The sequence below is a fragment of the Bradyrhizobium acaciae genome (genome assembly GCF_020889785.1).
Lineage (GTDB): Bacteria > Pseudomonadota > Alphaproteobacteria > Rhizobiales > Xanthobacteraceae > Bradyrhizobium > Bradyrhizobium acaciae.
The window spans coordinates 1-18700 of the sequence record NZ_JACMYK010000143.1 but is presented as its reverse complement, the minus strand read 5'-3'; the positions used below and the strand labels follow the sequence as shown (position 1 = coordinate 18700).

The following is an 18700-nucleotide window of genomic DNA, read 5'->3' as shown; positions in this document are numbered from 1 at the left end:
GGCCGATTCAACCAAAACCCATCCCGGCTAGCCCTGCCGAAAACCCATCCGGAACGCGCCCCAGTGGCGGCCGTTCACGACGATCGGCGACGACAGGTCCTTCATCAGCACGAAATTGCCGCCGCCCATGTCGCGGCGGTAGGTCTGCAGCAGGAACGGTTTGGTATTGGCTGCGACCTTGCTGACCGCGCGGTCGTTGAACAAACGGCGGTTGCGGCAATTGGCGTTGTTCCACACCGGGTCCGGCCCCTGCGGCAGCCGGTAGTTCGGATTGTGGGTCGGCAGATAGCCGCTGCGCGCCCAGGCGACGCAGAACACGATGCGCGGATCGGTCTTCTGGATCGGATCCTGAATCGCGGGCAGCACGCGGTCGGTGAAGCTGACATAGTCGGTCAGATACTGCTTCGGATTGGTGCCTGCGATCTCGCGATACTTCTCGTCCATCAATTGCGCCAGCGTGATCTCGCCGCGTGCGACGGCTCCCTCGAACAGCTCGGAGATCCGCTTTGCGGTCTCGATCACGACGCGGATCAGCGGCACATCCGAGGTCTCCACGCCGCTGTCGGCGATCGTCACGATCAGGCTCTCGGAAAGCTCGAGCAGCTTCGCTACGCGGCCGTCGGCGTGCTTGAGGTCGCGCGAGGAGAGATCGACGCCTTTGGCAAGCTCGTTCAGCTCCGTGATCACCGTGTCGCAATGACCGAGATTGGAGGTCGCGGCGCGCGCAACGCTGCCGATCTCGGCGCCGACGGATGAGAAGCCTTCCTGGACGCGCGTGATGATGCCCGAGATCTGCTGGGCGCCTTCGCCGGCGCTCTTGGCGCGCAGCGAGGCATCGCTGCTCTCGCCGATCAGGCTGCCGATCTGGCCGTCGAGATCGCGCACGGTGTCGGAGATCTGGTGCGTCGCCTGGCGCGTTGCTTCCGCAAGGTTCTTCACCTCGCTCGCGACCACGGCAAAGCCGCGGCCGGCGTTGCCGGCGCGCGCCGCCTCGATCGTGGCGTTGAGCGCCAAAAGATTGGTCTGCTTGGCGATGGCCTCGATCGACCCGGAGACCTTGGCGACCTGGCTCAGCGCGGAGCCGACCGCGGCGAGCCGCGCCTCGATCCGCCCGACGGCGGCGACGAGCTCAGCGATGTGGCTGACCGCCGTCTCGACGGCGTTGCGCGATTCCGCGATCTGGCCGGCCGCGGCGGATGCAGTCGCCTGCACCGCCTGCGAGGCATTGGCGATGTCGTGATTGGCCGAGACCATGATCTCGGCGGTCTCCTGCAGATGATGGAACCGCTCCGACTGGCTGCTGACGCGGTTCGCGACCTCCTGGACGTTGCCGGCGATGTCGGCAAGCTCGACCCCGAGGCCGCCGATGCGGTCGGCAAGCTGGTCGACCAGCCGTTCGGCCAGCGTCCGGTCCGATGAGATATCCAGCACTGCAAGCTGCGCAGCCGACATGTCAGCACGTCCTCCCGTCACAGCGGCCTGTCGAGCCGCCGCAGCATTCCCCATTCCGATCTAGAGCGTGATTCGCGTCGCCGGTCTTGCCTGAGCGTGCACTGCGTGTCCCGGATTACGCTTCGCTCGATCCGGGCTACGAGAATTCCGATCAAAGCTTGTAGGCGGTGCGGAAGGCGCCCCAGTGCCGGCCACGGACGCGAATCGGGACGTCGATCTCGCGCATCATCACGGTGGTGCCGTTGCCCATGTCGCGCGCATAGCTCTGCTCCAGATAGGCGCGCTGGTTTTGCGCGGCGGCAAGGCCTGCGGCATCGTTGAAGATGCGGCGATTGCGGCAATTGGCGGTGTTGTAGGCGACATCGCCCGGCCGCTGCGGCTGTGAGTAGATCTTGTTGTGGACCGGCAGGTAGCCGTTGCGGTCGACGGTTGCGCAGAACGCCAGGCGCTTGTCCCTGGCGAGGAACGCCTCGAGCAGCGCGGGCAGCGAACGATCCGCCCAGTCCAGCATCCTGGTGCGGTACTGCACCGGGTTGGTGCCTGCGATCTCGACATAGTCGGTGTCGAACATGTCGGCGATCGCGATCGCGCCGCTGTCGAGCCCGTTCTCGAAGATTTTGCTCAGCGCGCTGCCGGCTTCCATGGCGCGGGTGACCAGTTCGGCGTTTTCCTCGTGGATCGCCCACATCCGGTCTTCGATCTTCTCACGCAGCTCTGATGTCGCCGCCTCGAACCGCGCCCGGCTACCTGCCTTGGCGCGGTCGGCGATCCTGATCCGGCACGCGCCGACGTCCTGCAGGGTCGCGCTCAGGGTCTCGTGGGCCGATAACTTCCCGGCGTCAGGCCCGCCGATCAGGATGCCGTCCATCGCGATCTCGTAGACCGGCGCGGTGACGACGCCCCGCGCAGTCGTGACCTCGATGGTGAGGCTGCAGGGCAGCCGCTCGTTCTTGCGCGGATCGCCGCGCTCGTCCTGGCGCAGCAGCACCGCGCAGCGCGCCTTCAGCTTCTGGGCGAAGGCGGTCACCGCCTTGCCGGCCTTGGCGACATTGTCGCCATGCGCGGCGGCTTCCTGAGTTGCCGAGTCGATCTCGCCGGCGCTGGTGCCGACCGAGGCGATGAAGTGGGAGGCGGAGGCCGCATTCTGGCCCATCTCGCCGGTGATCTGGTTCTGCTCGGCGACCGCGCCGTTGACGTTGTCGAATACCGGGCGGATTTTTTCGATCGCCTCCGAGATGCGGTGCACGGCGTCCGCCGATCCGGTGGCGTCCTTCTGCAACGCCTCGATCTTCCGCGTGATCTCTTCGGTCGCGCTCTGGGTCTGCACCGCAAGCGCCTTGACCTCGGTTGCGACCACCGCAAAGCCCTTGCCGGCGGCGCCGGCGCGCGCCGCTTCGATGGTCGAGTTGAGCGCCAGGAGCGTGGTCTGCCGAGCGATCTGCGCGATCAGATTGACGACATTGCCGATCGCGGCCGAGGATTCCCGCAAGCGATCGACGTTGGCGGTGGCCTCGCGCGCCGCGGCGGCGGCGTCGTCGGCGAGCTGGCTCGCGCTTCGCACCTGCGCCCCGATGCCTTCGGCGGAATGGGTGAAGCGGTCGGCGGCCTCGGAGAACGTCGTTGCGGTGCTTTGTGCATCGCTGCTGCGTCCGGTGAGGGCGTCGGTGCGGGCGCGGATGGTCGCGAGCTTGGCTGCCGTCGCTTCGGCGCCGTCGGCGACCGAGCCCGCGGCGCGCTCGAGCTGGCGGATCATCGCGCCGAGCTCGAGTTCCAGCAGTTCCAGGATCTCCCTGGACGAATCATTGGTCGAATCAGTCTCGGTTGCGACTTCGGGCGCAGCCGCGGTCGGAACCTGCGGCGCGACCGCAGGCGCAGCCTGCTCCGGCACTTGCTTTCGAAACAAACCGAACGCCATGGGAGCTCTTTGGGGGTTCTTGGAGAGTTACGGCGGGACCGGGGCGATCCTCGCATCCGGGCATGAAGTCATGGTTAACAAGTGCCTCATATTCCGGCTTGCGGTAGTATTGCTCTGCCGGACGGTCGCTGCCGACCTTTGATTTTGGCCGCCAGGGGCCTATAAGGCCGCGTTTTCCACCCGTGTTCAGACCCTAAGCTCCGAAGAGACGTCGCATGGCCGGCCATTCCCAATTCAAGAACATCATGCACCGCAAGGGCCGGCAGGATGCCCAGAAGTCGAAGCTTTTCGGCAAGCTGGCCCGCGAAATCACCGTGGCGGCCAAGCTCGGCACCCCGGATCCTGCGATGAACGCGCGGCTGCGCGCAGCCGTGGTCGCGGCGCGTGTCGAGAACATGCCCAAGGACAATATCGAGCGCGCCATCAAGAAGGCCTCGGGCAGCGATGGCGAGAACTATGACGAGATCCGCTATGAGGGCTACGGTCCCGGTGGCGTCGCCGTGATCGTCGAAGCGCTGACCGACAATCGCAACCGCGCCGCCTCCGACATCCGTTCCTTCTTCACGAAATCAGGCGGCAATCTCGGCGAAACCGGCTCGGTCGCCTTCATGTTCGACCACACCGGCATCATCGAATACGACGCCAAGGTCGCCTCCGACGACGCGATGCTGGATGCCGCGATCGAGGCCGGCGCCGACGACGTCGTCTCGAGCGAGGGCGGCCACGAGGTCTACGCCTCGCAGGACACCTTCCGCGAGGTCGCAAAAGCGCTGGAAGCGAAGTTCGGCGAGCCGCGCAAGGCGGCACTGACCTGGAAGCCGCAGAACACGGTCTTGGTCGACGACGAGACCGGCGAAAAGCTGTTGAAGCTGATGGACCTGCTCAACGAGCACGACGACGTCCAGAACGTGTTCGCCAATTTCGAGGTGTCCGACGCGCTGATCGCCAAGATCGGCGGCTGATCCATTTGCTCCGCTGTCATCGCCCGGCCGATCCAGTATTCCAGAGGCCGGCGTTAAATTGGAGAAGCCGCGGCGTACTGGATCCCCCGCTTTCGCGGGGGATGACGAGTAGGGCTGGATGACCAGCACGGTGCGATGATCAGCGGAGCAGGGGACGAACTTCCGTTTGTGTTTCGTTCTCCCGGCGCAGGCGGTATCACTACCCCATGACATCCCAGCCGATTCGCTCTCCCGTCCGTATCATCGGTATCGATCCGGGTCTCCGCCGCACCGGCTGGGGCGTGATCGAGACCGAAGGCAACCGTCTGGTCTATATCGGCTGCGGTTCGGTCGAGCCGCCCGACGATCTGCCGCTGGCGAGCCGGCTGCTCGCAATCCATGAGGGGCTGGCCGCCGTGCTCGGCGACTACAGGCCGGCGGAGGCGGCGGTCGAGCAGACCTTCGTCAACAAGGACGGCGTCGCCACGCTGAAGCTCGGCCAGGCGCGCGGCGTCGCCATGCTGGCGCCCGCAATGTTCGGTATCTCGGTCGCCGAATACGCGCCGAACCAGGTCAAGAAGACTGTGGTCGGCGCCGGTCATGCCGAGAAGAACCAGATCCAGGTGATGCTGAAGATCCTGCTGCCGAAGGCCGAGCCGCCGTCCGCCGATGCCGCGGACGCGCTCGCGGTCGCGATCACCCATGCGCATCACCGCCAGAGCGCCGCGCTGCGGCTCAGGGTGGCAAGCCTATGAGGGGCTATTTCTGCTCAGCACGACGTGAGGAGAGCACGCTCGTCGGGCTCCCTCCCCCCTTGCGGGGGAGGGTTGGGGAGAGGGGTGATCCGCGGGCGAGACGATCGATGAGGACATCGCTCTCGCAAGACCAGTCGCTCGTCGTCGAAGTGGAGATTGCGAGAGCGCGTCGTGTGGTACCCCTCTCCCTAACCCTCCCCCGCAAGGGGGGAGGGAACCCTTCCGCCGGTGCGTCCCGTACCGAAGGACTCGTGAGCACCGAGCGCGGGGTCACACGATGATCGGCAAGCTGAAGGGCCTGATCGATTCCTACGGCGAGGACTACGTGATCCTCGACGTCGGCGGCGTCGGCTATCAGGTGCATTGCGCGAGCCGCACGTTGCAGGCGCTGCCGTCGCCGGGCGGCGCCGCGGTGCTCTCGATCGAGACCTATGTCCGCGAGGACGCGATCAAGCTGTTCGGCTTCCGCTCAGATCATGAGCGCGAATGGTTTCGCCTGCTGCAAACCGTGCAGGGCGTCGGCGCCAAGGTCGCGCTCGCGGTGCTCGGCACGCTGCCGCCGACCGACCTCGCCAATGCCGTCGCGCTGCGCGACAAGGCGGCGGTGGCACGGACCCCGGGAGTTGGGCCGAAGGTCGCCGAGCGCATCGTCAGCGAATTGAAGGACAAGGCGCCGGGCTTTGCCGATGTCGATCCGGCGGTCGTGCAGCTCTCGGGCGCGATCGATAACAACCGCGCGCCGCGCCCGGTGACGGACGCGATCTCCGCGCTGGTCAACCTCGGCTACGGCCAGCCGCAGGCTGCCGCCGCCATCGCCGCCGCCTCGCGCAGTGCCGGTGAGAAGGCCGAGACCGCGCAGCTGATCCGGCTGGGGCTTAAGGAACTGTCGAAGTGAACACGCCGCCCCGTATGGTGACGCCCGAACGCCGCTCCGACGATGTCGGCGATACCGCGCTACGTCCGCAGTCACTGACCGAGTTCGTCGGCCAAGCGCAGGCGCGCAAGAATCTCTCGATCTTCATCGAGGCGGCGAAGAAGCGCGGCGAGGCGCTCGATCACGTGCTGTTCGTCGGTCCTCCCGGTCTTGGCAAGACCACGCTGGCGCAGATCGTGGCGCGCGAGCTCGGCGTCGGCTTTCGTGCCACCTCCGGCCCCGTGATTGCCAAGGCCGGCGATCTCGCGGCGCTGCTGACCAATCTCGAAGAGCGCGACGTGTTGTTCATCGACGAGATCCATCGCCTCAGCCCGGCGGTGGAAGAGGTGCTCTATCCCGCGATGGAGGATTTCCAGCTCGATTTGATCATCGGCGAAGGTCCGGCGGCGCGCTCGGTGAAGATCGAGCTGTCGAAATTCACCCTCGTCGGCGCGACGACGCGCGCAGGGCTGCTCACCAATCCCTTGCGCGACCGCTTCGGCATTCCGATCCGGCTCAATTTCTACACGGTCGAGGAGCTGGAGAAGATCGTCACCCGCGGCGCCCGCGTGCTCAACATCGGCATGAGCGCTGATGGCGCCAACGAGATCGCGCGCCGCGCCCGCGGCACACCGCGCATTGCCGGCCGCCTGCTGCGCCGGGTGCGCGACTTTGCCTCAGCCGCGGACGCCGATTCCGTCGATCGCGGCATCGCCGACCGTGCGCTGAGCGCGCTCGAGGTCGACAGCGCCGGGCTCGATGCGATGGACCGGCGCTATCTCACCACCATCGCGTTGAACTACGGCGGTGGGCCGGTCGGCGTCGAGACCATGGCGGCGGCGCTGTCGGAGCCGCGCGATGCGATCGAGGACATCATCGAGCCCTATCTGATCCAGTGCGGCTATTTGCAGCGCACCCCGCGCGGCCGGCTGCTGACCTCGCACGCCTTCCGCCATCTCGGCCTCGCCGAGCCGAACCGCGATCCCTCGCAGTTCGGCCTGTTCAGCGGTAATGGCGACGAGGACTGAGCCTCGCTCTCGAAGACGTGAACAGACGTGTTGGTGCAGCGCATTCCGCTGCCGGTAACCGTGCGCGCTAACCATTGCGAAGCGTCTGCTGGCCGCCTGCACAAACACGGCCCAATTTCGCTTCAATAAACGGCCTATGATCGCTCAGGCATCACCGATCAAACGTCCATGATTTCACGCCGAAATTTTCTGCGCACCGCCGGCGGATTGACCGCCACGGCCTCGACCGCGGCCTATGGCCTGGGCGAGCCGGTCGTCCGCCTCACGCTGACGCGCTACGATCTGTCGCCGCGACAATGGCCGGCGGACTTTCCGCTCAAGATCGCCGCGATCGCCGACATTCACGCCTGCGATCCCTGGATGTCGCTCGATCGCATCGCAGAGATCGTCGAGCGGACCAATGCGCTGAATGCCGACATCATCGTGCTGCTCGGTGATTATGTCGCCGGGCTGCGCCACGTCACCCGCTTCATTCCGGCAGCAGAATGGGCTGCGGTGCTGAGGGCCCTGAAGGCGCCGCTCGGCGTGCATGCGGTGCTCGGCAATCACGATTATTGGGACGACAAGACGGTGCAACGTCAGGGGCAGGGCATGCCGGTTGCACGCCGCGCGCTGGAGCGGGCCGGCATCCCGGTCTACGAGAACGACGCGGTGCGGCTCGTCAAGGACGGCCGTCCGTTCTGGCTGGCCGGTCTCGGCGACCAGCTCGCCTTCATGGCGGCGCGGCGCTATCGCGAGATCAGGCGCATCGGCGTCGACGATCTCAACGGGACTCTCGCAAAGGTCACCGACGACGCGCCGGTGATCCTGCTCGCACATGAGCCCGATGTTGCGCTCCGCGTGCCCTCGCGCGTCGCGCTGCAACTCTCCGGCCACACCCATGGCGGCCAGATCCGGCTGCTCGGCTGGTCGCCGGCGGTGCCGGTCAAGCACGGCATGCGGCTCGCCTATGGCCATATCAAGCTGAAATGCGACGTCGTCGTCTCCGGCGGCCTCGGCTGCAGCATCATGCCGTTCCGCCTCGGCGTGCCGCCCGAGATCGTGCAGGTCACGCTCGGCGCAAAAGGGCCGGTGGTGTCCTGACCGCGCTTGCGTGATCGAGCAATTTGCGCAACACGATTGTCGTTCCCGTTCCGAAGGCAATCGAGGGGCCGCAATTGACCTTACCCCATATCGACGGCGCGATCCGCGATGGCCGCCACCATATGCAGGTCCGCGTCTATTACGAGGACACCGACTTTTCCGGCATCGTCTACCACGCCAACTATCTGCGGTTCATGGAGCGTGGACGCACCAATCATCTCCGTCTGATGGGCGCCGAACAGAACGCGCTGTTCGAGGAGGCGCAGGAGGAGACCGGCGGCTTCGCCTTTGTCGTGCGCTCGATGACGCTCGATTTCCTCAAGCCTGCGCGGATGGACGACATGCTCGACGTCGTGACCTGGCCGATCGCGGTGAAGGGGGCTTCCATCATGCTCGCGCAGGAGGTCAGGCGCGGCGATGACGTGCTTGTGAAGGCGCAGGTGCGCGTTGCCTTCGTCAGCGGCGGCCGTGCGCAGCCGATTCCGAAGTCCATCCGCGCGCTGATGAAGGCCGATATGGTCTAGCTATAGGCTGATAGGAAACGCCCCATCGACTCTGCGCAGTACGGCGATAGATTTGCGCCGCCAACAACGAGGGATCGCCGATGTCACGTCCGCCGCTGCCGCCCTTCACCCGCGAGACCGCCGCGCAGAAGGCGCGCATGGCCGAGGATGCCTGGAATTCGCGCGACCCCGTTCGGGTTGCCGGCGCCTATACCGAGGACAGCCGCTGGCGCAATCGCGCCGAGGTGTTTCAAGGCCGCGAGGCGATCGTGGCCTTCCTGACCCGCAAATGGGAAAAGGAGCTCGAGTATCGCCTGATCAAGGATCTCTGGGCGTTCGACGAGAACCGCATCGCGGTGCGCTTCCAGTACGAATGGCACGATGCGGCCGGTAACTGGTTTCGCTCCTACGGCAACGAGCAGTGGGAGTTCGACGAGCACGGCCTGATGCGCCGCCGCGAAGCCTCGATCAACGACATCGCGATTGCAGAGAAGGACCGCCGCTTCCATTGGCCCGCGCCGGGCCCGCGTCCGGCCGATGTGCCGGGGTTGGGGCAGGAGCCGTTCTGACAGTGAGAGCTGGGCCGTCGTGCTTCGAGACGCGCGTTCCACGCTCCTCAGCACGACGGTGATAGGGGTGAGCCCGCGGCTTCCTTCAAGCCGCTCGCGCAACTCCGCCCCGTCATCCTGAGGTGCGAGCGCAGCGAGCCTCGAAGGGTGAACGGCCCCGTTCGGGGGCCGCCACACCTTGTGCATCAATTTACGCGGCCGCCTTGTGCCGTGCGATCTCGGCCTTGTAGAGCTCGAACTCCTCGGCGACCGCCTTCGCAACCGATGGCCGGGCGCGCAGGCGTTCGTAATAGGCCTTCAGCGCCGGCCATTTCGCGAGCTCGATCGGCGGCGTTGCCATGGTCCAGTTGATGACGGTGACGAGATAGGCGTCGGCGACGCTGAAATGATCGAGCAGATAGTCGCGGCCCTTCAGATGGTCCTCGACATAATCGAGCCGCGAGACGTATTTCTCCAGCGCATAGGCCTTGGCCTCCGGCGGTGCCTTCCTGTCGAGCAGCGGCAGGAACAGGCCCTTGTGCAGCTCGGTGCCGATGAAGCACAGCCATTGATGCAGCTTTGAACGCTCGGCGTTCGACGCGGTGCCGAGGCCGGCCCGCGGGAATTGGTCGGCGACGTATTGCAGGATCGCGGCGTTTTCGGTCAGCACCACGCCGTCGTCGGTGCGCAGCGTCGGCACCAGGCCGAGCGGATTGACCTTGTTGAAGTCGGAGCCGTCGTTGCGCACCTGCTTGGTCTTCGGATCGACCTCGAGATAATTGGCCGGCTGGCCCGCTTCATAGAGCGCGACGCGGGTCGCCATCGAGCAGGCGAGGGGCGAGAAATAAAGGTCCATGGGGTGCCTCCTTGGCGGTGTCTGGCGCGGCGTGCCGGCCGTTATTGATTTTTGTACTGTCATGGATAATATTTGTCTGGTCAAGGAATTTAATGCGAAATGGTACAAAAAACTAAGAAGCCGCCATCTGCTGCCAAAATCGAGGCGCCGGTCGCACCGAAGCGCCGCGGGCGGCCGCGCGCCTACGAGCCTGAAGTGGCGCTCGGCAAGGCTCTCGATCTATTCCGGCGCGACGGCTTTGCCGCGACTTCGCTCGATGATCTCAGTGCCGCGACCGGCATGAATCGGCCGAGCCTCTATGGTGCGTTCGGCGACAAGCGCGAGCTCTACATCAAGAGCTACCAGCGCTATCGCGACGACGCGCGCGCCGCGATGGTCGACATCTTCCGCGCCGATGCGCCGCTGCGCGAGCGGCTGGAGCGCATCTATCGGATCGCGCTCGACATCTATCTGTCCGGCGAGTCCGGCCCGCGCGGCTGCTTCACCGTGATGACGGCTGCGTCCGAGGCGGTGTCGGATCCGGATATCCGCGCCATGGTGCTGGAGGGCCTGACCGAGCTCGACAAGGCGTTCGGCATCTGCTTCCGCCATGCCAAGGAGCGCGGCGAGTTGCCTGACGGCGCCGATCCGGCGTCGCTGGCGCATCTTGCGTCGGCCACCATCCACACCATCGCCATCCGCGCCCGAGCACGTGTGCCGCGCGGGGAACTCGAGGCGATCGTGAAGGGCGCCGTCGACGTGATGTGCCGGGCCAAATAGAAGCGGCAAATTTTTTGCTGATCACAAATTTCTTGCCGATCAAATGTCGGGCGCTGGTTTTCTCGCCCGTCTTCCGTAAGGTCTCCCCCCTCACGGAAGCGAAATCTCATGGGAAAAGTCAGGACTTCAGCATTCTCGGTCTCGATCGACGGATTTGGCGCGGCGCCGCGTCAGAGCCTCGAAAATCCATTCGGCGAAGGCGGCATGGTGCTGCCCGGCTGGTTCCTCCAGACGCGGACGTTCCGCCAGACCTTCGGCCAGGATGGCGGCAGCACCGGGCTCGACGACGAGATCGCGCGCAAATCGATGGAAAATATCGGCGCCTGGATCCTCGGGCGCAACATGTTCGGCCCGATCCGCGGGCCCTGGCCCGATGATGCCTGGAAAGGCTGGTGGGGCCCCAATCCGCCCTATCACACGCCGACCTATGTGCTGACCCATCACGCCCGGCCCGACCTGGTGATGGAAGGCGGCACCACGTTTCATTTCGTGACCGACGGCATTCACGCCGCGCTCGAGCGAGCGCGCGCTGTTGCCGGAGACAAGGACATCCGGGTCGGCGGCGGCGTGTCGCTGGTGCGCCAATTCCTCGAGGCGCGGCTGCTCGACGAGGTGCAACTGGCGCTGTCGCCGGTGCTGCTCGGCGCCGGCGAGAATCTGTTCGCCGGCATCGATCTGCCCGCGCTCGGCTACGCCGTCGTTTCACAGGTCGCGAGCCCGAACGCCACGCACGTCACCTTCGCGCGCAAATCGTAGAGCGACAGATTCCGCTTCACCTCGCCCCGCTTGCGGGGAGAGGTCGGAATGCATCGGGAGATGCATTCCGGGTGAGGAGGAGTCTCCGCAAATGCAGCTGTCTCCGAATACGCGGAGACAGCCTCTCACCCCAACCCGCTCCCCGTAAGAACGGTGAGAGGGAGAGTACTGCCGTCGTCTGCGTCAGTTGCCAAAATCGGTCGTTGACGCGGGCGTCGTTCCGGCGTACTTAACCCAAAGGTTATTTAACCGATGAGCTAAGTACATGCCGCTGGACCCCCTCAGTTCGACCTTCGCGGCGCTGGCCGATCCGACCCGGCGCGCGATCCTGGCGCGGCTTGCGCTCGGCGAGACCTCGGTGATGGAGCTGGCGAAGCCGTTCGACATGAGCCTGCCGGCGATCTCCAAGCACCTGAAGGTTTTGGAGCATGCAGGCCTGATCTCGCGCGGGCGCGAGGCGCAGTGGCGGCCGTGCCGCATCGCGCCCGCCTCGTTCAAGCAGGCCGACGGCTGGCTCGGGAATTTCCGCCGCTTCTGGGACGAGAGCTTCAACCGCCTCGACGGCCTGCTCGAGGAGATGAAGGCGGAGGAGGCTGCAAAGGCCCCGCCGCGCAGCAACCGTAAAGTCAGAGTAAAGAAGGAGAAGCAACGTGGACGCACGCGTGGATAAGACGCTGAAGATCACGACCCCGTCGGATTTCGAATTCGCCATGACGCGCCAGTTCGACGCGCCGCGGCGCTTCGTGTTCGACGCGATGACCAAGCCGGAATTTCTGGTTCGCTGGCTTGGCTGCGACGCGATGGCGATGCCGGTCTGCGAGGTCGACCTGCGCGTCGGCGGCCGCTATCGCTTCGTATTCCGCTCGTCCGAGGGCATCGAGCATGAACTCACCGGCACCTATCGCGAAGTGGTGCGCCCGGAGCGGTTGGCATTCGGCGAAACCTTCTCGATGCCGGGTTTCACCAGCGACGAATATCTGGTGACGTCGACGTTCGTCGAGGCCGGCGGCACCACCACGCTGACGACCACGATCCGCCACCCCACCAAGGAGGCGCGCGACGGTCATCTCAATTCCGGCATCGAGAAGGGCGTCGAGCCGGCCTACGACCGGCTCGCTGAGGTCGTTGCCGGAATGGGGTGAGAAGCGGCAGGACAGCGCTTCGTCGGTGAAGCGCTGCCCCATCAACCTCGTCGTCCCTGCGAAAGCAGGGACCCATACCCCGCGGCCGGCGCAGTGAAATGCACTCGTCGTTCCAGCATCGCTCATCAATTGGCATCTGTGATTATGGGTCCCTGCTTTCGCAGGGACGACACCGACTCAATACCCCCGCTTGCGATCGACCATGTTTTCCAGCGCGCCGCCCGCCTCGAAGCGCGCGATCTGCTGCGCGACGTATTTCGAGATCTCGTCGGCGTCGGTGTCGGCGGCGTTGTGTGGGGTCAGCACCACTTTCGGGTGGCTCCAGAACGGGCTCGCCTCGGGCAGCGGCTCGGTCTCGAAGACGTCGAGCGAGGCGGCGCCCAGCGTGCCGTCGTCGAGCGCGCGCAAAATGTCCGCTTCGTCCTGCAAGCCGCCGCGGCCGGCATTGATGATGACGGGCGCGCCGAGCGGGCTGTTGCGGTTCAGCTTGGCGAACGCATCGCGGTTGAGCACATGCCGCGTATCCGGCGTCAGCGGCAGCAGGCAGACCAGGATGTTGGTTGCGCGCAGGAATGCATCGAGCCCGTTGGTGCCGTGATAGCAGGCGATGCCGTCGATCCGCTTCTCGCTGCGGCTCCAGCCGACGACCCGGAAGCCGAGCGCGCGGAGCGCATGCGCCGAGGCCGCGCCGAGGGTGCCGAGCCCCATCACGCCGACGGTGATCGCACTTGCCGCCCATTGGTAGTCCGGCGCCCAGCGTTTTGCCCGCTGCGACTCCCGCAGATAAAGCTCCTGGCGATGATGCATCAGGACATGCAGCACGACATATTCGGTCATGCGGTCGGTGAGGTCGCCGACCGAAACCCGCACCAGCGGCACGTCGGGCAGCGAGCGGTCGGCCATCAGCGCATCGACCCCGGCTCCGAGATTGAAAATGACGCGCAGGTTCTTGAACGCCGCGAGCTCGCCCGGCTTCGGCTTCCACACCGCGGCATAGTGCACCTCGGCGGGGTCGAGCGCGCCGTCCGGAAGCAGCACCACAGAGCGGTCGGGGCAGACCGCGTCGAACCGCGCCTTCCAGCGCGTCGACGACCAGTTTTCCGAGCCGCCGTTGATCAGTAGCGCGAGTGCGCCCTTGCCCATCCAGATACCTCCGAAGTCAATGTGACGAGTGTCACATAACGGGTCATGCCCGTCCCGAGCCTCCTGCCATCAACAGGGGAGAACTTCCATGCACAAACTGATCCGGGCCTCAGCTTTCATCGTCGCCGTTGTCACATCTTGCGCAGGCGATCGCCGCAGCCTCGTGCTCGCAAATGCCGACACGTCCGCTCAGGCACAACCGGCCGTTGCTCTCGCTCGGCCTGCGGCTTCCGGAGCCCTGAAGGCAGCACGCATCTCGCCTGGTGACGAAGAGCCATATTCGTCAACGGAAGAGCGATGCGACCAAAGGCGCGCCGGATCGCCACACGAGGATCGTCGCGGTGCTGGACATGCGCCAGCGCCCGCGGTCCAGCGTCCGGTCTGTCGAGGCTCGCCACGAGGCTTCGATCGAAATCCAGTGCGGGCATCAGGAACCTAAATTTCTTTCGCTCGCACTGTCGGCAGCGGGCATAATCGTTCGTTCTTGCAATGAACGGAGATGCCTTTTCGATGCTGTACGCCATCCTCTGCTATCATGACGAAGACATGGTCGGTTCCTGGAGCAAGGAACACGACGCCTCGGTCATGCAGAAACTGTCCGTCGTGCAGGACAAGCTCGCCAAGCAGGGCAAGCTCGGTCCGGTGGCCCGGCTGCTGCCGACCACGGCTGCGACCACGCTGCGCAAGGAAAACCCGCCGCTGGTGCTGGACGGCCCGTTTGCCGAGACCAAGGAGCAGCTGCTTGGTTTCTATCTGGTCGAGGGCAAGAACCTCGACGAGGTGCTCGACATCGCGCGCGACCTCGGCGAGGCCAATCCCGGCGGCACCTATGAGATTCGCCCGGTCGGCTACTTCACTCCGGGGAGCGCAAAGACGTGAGCGTGACCGACACCGCCTGGATCGATGCCACGCTGACATCGGCGCGTCCCCAGGCGGTTGGCGCGTTGCTGCGCTACTTCCGCAATCTCGACACCGCCGAGGAAGCCTTCCAGAACGCCTGCTTGCGGGCGCTCAAGAGCTGGCCGCAGAACGGCCCGCCGCGCGATCCCGCGGCGTGGCTGATCATGGTCGGCCGCAACGTCGCGATCGATGAGGTCCGCCGCAACAAGAAACAGCAACCGCTGCCCGACGACGACCAGGCGATCTCCGACCTCGACGACGCCGAGGACGAGCTTGCCGAGCGGCTCGACGGCTCGCACTACCGCGACGACATCCTGCGGCTGCTGTTCATCTGCTGTCACAAGGATCTGCCGGCGACCCAGCAGATCGCGCTCGCGCTTCGCATCGTCTCCGGCCTGACGGTGAAGCAGATCGCGCGCGCCTTCCTGGTCTCTGAAGCCGCGATGGAGCAGCGCATCACGCGGGCCAAGGCGCGCGTCGCCGACGCCAACGTGCCGTTCGAGACGCCGGGCGCGGTGGAGCGCAGCGAGCGGCTCGCCTCGGTCGCGGCGATGATCTATCTGATCTTCAACGAGGGCTATTCGGCGAGCGGCGACACCGCCGAAATCCGCTCGCCGCTGTGCGAGGAGGCGATCAGGCTCGCCCGCCTGCTGCTGCGGCTGTTCCAGAGCGAGCCTGAGATCATGGGGCTCACCGCGCTGCTGTTGCTGCAGCACGCCCGCGCCGAAGCGCGCTTCGATGCCGATGGCCAGGTGATCCTGCTCGACGACCAGGACCGCAGCCTGTGGAACCAGAAGCTGATCGCCGAGGGCGCCGCGCTGATCGACAAGGCGATGCGTCACCGCCGCAGCGGGCCCTATCAGGTGCAGGCGGCAATCGCCGCCCTTCACGCCCGTGCGGAAAAGCCCGAGGATACCGACTGGACGCAGATCGACCTGCTCTACGGCGCGCTCGAGGTCATGCAGCCGTCGCCGGTGATCACGCTCAATCGCGCTGTTGCGGTCTCCAAGGTGAAGGGACCGGAAGCTGCGCTCGAGATGATCGAGCCGCTCGCGCCGCGGCTTGCCAATTACTTCCATTATTTCGGCGTGCGCGGCGCCTTCCTGATGCAGCTCGGCCGCAACGAGGAGGCCCGAATCGCCTTCGACCGCGCCATCGCGCTCGCCAACACCACGGCTGAGGCCGCCCACATCCGCATGCATATCGACCGCCTGATGCGCGACAGCCAGCCGCGCAATGCGAAGGCGAAGTAGTCGGCTCGCCTGGTTGCGCACTCGTCCGAGTGCAAGTTGAGAAGCTTCCCGCGCGGTACCCCTCTCCCTGACCCTCCCCCGCAAGGGGGGAGGGAACCCTTCCGCCGGTGCTTCCCTCACACGAACGCAGAGATTGCGTGCAACGGATCACGTGAGCGGCGTGCAAATTCCCTTCGTCGACTATCGCCAACAATCACGTGAGGTGAGCACAACGGTCAGGCTCCCTCCCCCCTCGCGGGGGAGGGTGGGGAGAGGGGTAAGCCCCGGGCGAGCTGATCAATTTGTGCATCGCTCCCGCAACCACGGTTGCGCTTCCGAAAAATTCTTCCCGTGCAGTGTCGGCCCCGCGCCCCGCCGTTCGTCATGAAGGCAGAGAGCATCACCAAGCGTTACGGAGCCCGTCATGTCGACGATCGTCGAGACCGAAGTCTCAAAGCCCGCCCGCATCACCGGCCGCGTCATGAGCGGCGTGGTTGTTCTTTTCCTGCTGTTCGATGGCGCCATCAAGCTGGTGCCGTTGCCGATCGTCACCGAGACCATGGACAAGATGGGCTGGGGCGCGAGCGATACCCTGGCGCGCAGCCTCGGTATCATCACCATCGTCTGCACGCTGTTGTACTCGGTGCCGCCGACCTCGATCCTCGGCGCCATCCTGCTCACCGGCTATCTCGGCGGCGCGATCGCATCCCATGTACGGATCGGCAGCCCGCTGTTCACCCACACGCTGTTCGGGGTCTATCTCGGCCTGATGGTGTGGGGCGGGCTCTATCTGCGCGACGGCAATCTGCGTGCGCTGCTGCCGTTCCGTCGTTAAGCTATTGCTCAATTCACCCTGTGGAGACAGTTATGTTCGAGACCATTGCCATCATCGCGATTGTCCTCGCCGTCGCGATCGCCGTCATCCTCGTCATCGCGGCGACCAAGCCGGGCACGCTTCGGGTCACGCGTGCGGTCAGCATCAATGCGCCGGCCGATCGGGTCTTTCCGCTGATCAACGATTTCCGTAAGTGGACGGTCTGGTCGCCTTATGAAAACCGGGATGCCGACATGAAGCGCGTCTATAGCGGCGCCGAGCGCGGGCAGGGCGCGGCCTATGCCTGGGACGGCAACAAGAATGTCGGGTCCGGCCGCATGGAGATCCTGCAGTCCGCCGCGCCGTCGAAGATCGTCATCAAGCTCGACTTCTTCAAACCGTTCGAGGGCCACAACACCGCCGAGTTCACAATGCTGCCGCAGGGGGATGCGACCAGCGTCACATGGACCATGTATGGTCCGGCCGTCTTCATGTCGAAGGTGATGCAGGTGTTCATCAACCTGGATCACATGATCGGCAAGGATTTCGAGGCCGGTCTCGCCAATCTGAAGAAGCTGACTGAAAAATAGCGAGCGTTTTCGAGCGAAGTGGTTACCGGTTCGCGTGAAGAAAACGCGTCAAAACGAGAATCTACCCCAGGGAGCATGTGATGCAGGTCAACCCCTATCTCTCCTACGACGGCAATTGCGGCGCCGCGCTGAACTTCTACCAGAAGGTTCTCGGTGCGCGGATCGAGGAATCCTATCCCTATGGCGAGGGCAATCCGGAGATGCAGACGCCGCCCGGCTGGAAGGACAAGATCATGCACGCCCGCCTCACGATCGACGGCGAGGTCATCATGGCCTCCGACGCCCCGCCCGGCCACTTCCAGAAGCCGCAGGGCTTCCATGTGTCGCTGCAGGTCGAGGATCCCGCAGAGGCCGAACGCCGCTTCAAGGCGCTGGCCGACGGCGGCACCGTCACCATGCCGTTCGGCAAGACCTTCTTCTCCAACGGCTTCGGCATGTGCGTCGATCAGTTCGGCATACCCTGGATGGTGAACTGCCCGCAGGGGATGTAGGCGGAGCCCCTCCGTTCGCTCGCAACTGAAGAGGTCGCGCGCACAGCTCCATCCTCGTCATTGCGAGCGAAGCGAAGCAATCCATCACTCTCCAAGCGGAGAAATGGATTGCTTCGTCGCCTTGCTCCTCGCAATGACGGCGGCGTAAATTGTCTCACCTGCACCGCGGATAGATCGCAGCGAGCTCGCGGCCGCGCAGCAGCAGCAGGCGCGAGGTCAGGCCGCCGCGGCGCACGATCCAGCCGCGCACCGGCGCCGGGTAGGCTTCCAGCACCGCCTCGGAGGCTTCCGGCTCCGCATAGGTTCGGCCGCGCCGGTCGATCGAGCGCGCGGCATGGAAGCCGAGCACGGCGCGCCGCGTTACGCAGATGCGGTCGCCCGGCACCATCGAGAGCACCAGCGTGCAGGCCGACAGGCATGGCCCGTCGATCACCACGCGCTCGCCGGACTCGCGCACCTTGTCGAACAATTCGATGAATGGACCGACCTGCCCGCCGGGACTGGCGAGGATGCGGACGTCGGCTTCTGCGCCGCAGATGCCGGCAAGCAGCGCTGCCATCCCCAGCATCGTCGAGATCGTCCAGATCGCCCCGATCCGCATGCGGCGGTTCCTTCCGTTGACGTCGCTCCGGCTCAGTTACGCTAGCGCATGCGGCGAGAGTTTGTCAGCCTGCGCCGGAGACGCCGGCCTCGGCAAAGGTCGCCATGCCGCCGTGACAGGCGAGCGCCGCGCGCAGCAGCAGGATCGCAATCCCTGCGCCGGAGGCTTCGCCGAGCCGCATCTCGAGATCGAGCAATGGGGCGAGCGCGAGTTCGCGCAGCAGTTCGCGGTGGCCGAGCTCGGCCGAGACATGCCCGGCGCGGCAATGGGCGAGGCCT

General features: G+C 65.5%; 22 protein-coding genes. 16 read left to right on the top strand and 6 right to left on the bottom strand.

Going from position 1 to position 18700, the window contains the following annotated elements; translation table 11 throughout:
• Positions 1-27: 27 nt before the first annotated feature.
• Positions 28-1452, bottom strand: coding sequence for a methyl-accepting chemotaxis protein (locus tag H8A92_RS33575; protein WP_229199657.1), 1425 nt, complete (start codon positions 1450-1452; stop codon positions 28-30).
• Between the two features lie 151 nt (positions 1453-1603).
• Positions 1604-3367: a methyl-accepting chemotaxis protein gene (locus H8A92_RS33570; protein ID WP_229199656.1), complete on the bottom strand. Its 1764-nt coding sequence runs from the start codon at positions 3365-3367 to the stop codon at positions 1604-1606.
• Positions 3368-3582: 215 nt separating this feature from the next.
• On the opposite strand from H8A92_RS33570, the gene H8A92_RS33565 reads away from it, so the two are divergent.
• The 7 genes from H8A92_RS33565 to H8A92_RS33535 all read left to right on the top strand — a co-directional run bounded on the left by H8A92_RS33565 (position 3583) and on the right by H8A92_RS33535 (position 9159).
• A complete protein-coding gene (locus H8A92_RS33565; protein ID WP_229199655.1) occupies positions 3583-4329 on the top strand; it encodes a YebC/PmpR family DNA-binding transcriptional regulator in 747 nt (248 codons plus the stop codon).
• 206 nt (positions 4330-4535) lie between these two features.
• Complete coding sequence (gene ruvC / locus H8A92_RS33560; RefSeq protein WP_163160679.1) at positions 4536-5063, top strand: crossover junction endodeoxyribonuclease RuvC; 528 nt, start codon at positions 4536-4538, stop codon at positions 5061-5063.
• A gap of 277 nt (positions 5064-5340) precedes the next feature.
• Entirely contained in the window at positions 5341-5958 is a 618-nt protein-coding gene (ruvA, locus tag H8A92_RS33555; protein WP_229199654.1) for a Holliday junction branch migration protein RuvA, read from the top strand.
• Positions 5955-7004, top strand: a complete 1050-nt coding sequence (ruvB, locus tag H8A92_RS33550) for a Holliday junction branch migration DNA helicase RuvB (RefSeq protein ID WP_338026680.1) — start codon at positions 5955-5957, stop codon at positions 7002-7004. The genes ruvA and ruvB overlap by 4 nt, the downstream gene beginning before the upstream one ends.
• A gap of 168 nt (positions 7005-7172) precedes the next feature.
• Positions 7173-8087 (top strand): metallophosphoesterase, encoded by a 915-nt coding sequence (locus H8A92_RS33545; RefSeq protein ID WP_229199653.1) that lies wholly within the window; start codon positions 7173-7175, stop codon positions 8085-8087.
• Positions 8088-8161: 74 nt separating this feature from the next.
• Positions 8162-8611: a tol-pal system-associated acyl-CoA thioesterase gene (gene ybgC / locus H8A92_RS33540; protein WP_229199652.1), complete on the top strand. Its 450-nt coding sequence runs from the start codon at positions 8162-8164 to the stop codon at positions 8609-8611.
• 80 nt (positions 8612-8691) lie between these two features.
• Positions 8692-9159 (top strand): nuclear transport factor 2 family protein, encoded by a 468-nt coding sequence (locus tag H8A92_RS33535; protein ID WP_229199651.1) that lies wholly within the window; start codon positions 8692-8694, stop codon positions 9157-9159.
• Between the two features lie 190 nt (positions 9160-9349).
• On the opposite strand, the gene H8A92_RS33530 is transcribed toward H8A92_RS33535, so the two are convergent.
• Positions 9350-9994 (bottom strand): glutathione binding-like protein, encoded by a 645-nt coding sequence (locus tag H8A92_RS33530; protein WP_229199650.1) that lies wholly within the window; start codon positions 9992-9994, stop codon positions 9350-9352.
• A gap of 99 nt (positions 9995-10093) precedes the next feature.
• Between H8A92_RS33530 and H8A92_RS33525 the strand changes: the two genes are divergently transcribed.
• The 4 genes from H8A92_RS33525 (at position 10094) to H8A92_RS33510 (ending at position 12651) form a co-directional block, all read left to right on the top strand.
• Positions 10094-10753 (top strand): TetR/AcrR family transcriptional regulator, encoded by a 660-nt coding sequence (locus H8A92_RS33525; RefSeq protein ID WP_229199649.1) that lies wholly within the window; start codon positions 10094-10096, stop codon positions 10751-10753.
• Between the two features lie 108 nt (positions 10754-10861).
• Complete coding sequence (locus H8A92_RS33520; RefSeq protein WP_229183475.1) at positions 10862-11509, top strand: dihydrofolate reductase family protein; 648 nt, start codon at positions 10862-10864, stop codon at positions 11507-11509.
• A gap of 271 nt (positions 11510-11780) precedes the next feature.
• Positions 11781-12179, top strand: a complete 399-nt coding sequence (locus tag H8A92_RS33515) for an ArsR/SmtB family transcription factor (protein ID WP_229199659.1) — start codon at positions 11781-11783, stop codon at positions 12177-12179.
• Positions 12160-12651 carry an SRPBCC domain-containing protein gene (locus tag H8A92_RS33510; protein ID WP_229199648.1) on the top strand — a complete coding sequence of 164 codons (492 nt, stop codon included), beginning with the start codon at positions 12160-12162 and terminating at the stop codon, positions 12649-12651. The genes H8A92_RS33515 and H8A92_RS33510 overlap by 20 nt, the downstream gene beginning before the upstream one ends.
• 177 nt (positions 12652-12828) lie before the next feature.
• Here H8A92_RS33510 and H8A92_RS33505 read toward each other — a convergent pair whose 3' ends face one another.
• Entirely contained in the window at positions 12829-13794 is a 966-nt protein-coding gene (locus H8A92_RS33505; protein ID WP_229199647.1) for a 2-hydroxyacid dehydrogenase, read from the bottom strand.
• Between the two features lie 510 nt (positions 13795-14304).
• On the opposite strand from H8A92_RS33505, the gene H8A92_RS33500 reads away from it, so the two are divergent.
• From H8A92_RS33500 to H8A92_RS33480, 5 genes are all read left to right on the top strand, one after another.
• Positions 14305-14673, top strand: coding sequence for a YciI family protein (locus tag H8A92_RS33500; protein ID WP_050419610.1), 369 nt, complete (start codon positions 14305-14307; stop codon positions 14671-14673).
• Positions 14670-15947 carry an RNA polymerase sigma factor gene (locus tag H8A92_RS33495; protein ID WP_229199646.1) on the top strand — a complete coding sequence of 426 codons (1278 nt, stop codon included), beginning with the start codon at positions 14670-14672 and terminating at the stop codon, positions 15945-15947. The genes H8A92_RS33500 and H8A92_RS33495 overlap by 4 nt, the downstream gene beginning before the upstream one ends.
• A gap of 403 nt (positions 15948-16350) precedes the next feature.
• Positions 16351-16761 carry a DoxX family protein gene (locus H8A92_RS33490; RefSeq protein WP_229199645.1) on the top strand — a complete coding sequence of 137 codons (411 nt, stop codon included), beginning with the start codon at positions 16351-16353 and terminating at the stop codon, positions 16759-16761.
• A 32-nt stretch (positions 16762-16793) separates the two neighbouring features.
• Complete coding sequence (locus H8A92_RS33485; protein ID WP_229199644.1) at positions 16794-17330, top strand: SRPBCC family protein; 537 nt, start codon at positions 16794-16796, stop codon at positions 17328-17330.
• Between the two features lie 80 nt (positions 17331-17410).
• On the top strand, positions 17411-17821 hold the full coding sequence (locus H8A92_RS33480) for a VOC family protein (RefSeq protein ID WP_229199643.1): 411 nt from the start codon (positions 17411-17413) through the stop codon (positions 17819-17821).
• A gap of 154 nt (positions 17822-17975) precedes the next feature.
• On the opposite strand, the gene H8A92_RS33475 is transcribed toward H8A92_RS33480, so the two are convergent.
• Positions 17976-18389 (bottom strand): S49 family peptidase domain-containing protein, encoded by a 414-nt coding sequence (locus tag H8A92_RS33475; protein ID WP_229199658.1) that lies wholly within the window; start codon positions 18387-18389, stop codon positions 17976-17978.
• Between the two features lie 97 nt (positions 18390-18486).
• The coding region (locus tag H8A92_RS33470; RefSeq protein ID WP_229199642.1) for a nicotinate-nucleotide--dimethylbenzimidazole phosphoribosyltransferase at positions 18487-18700 on the bottom strand (214 nt) is incomplete at its 5' end.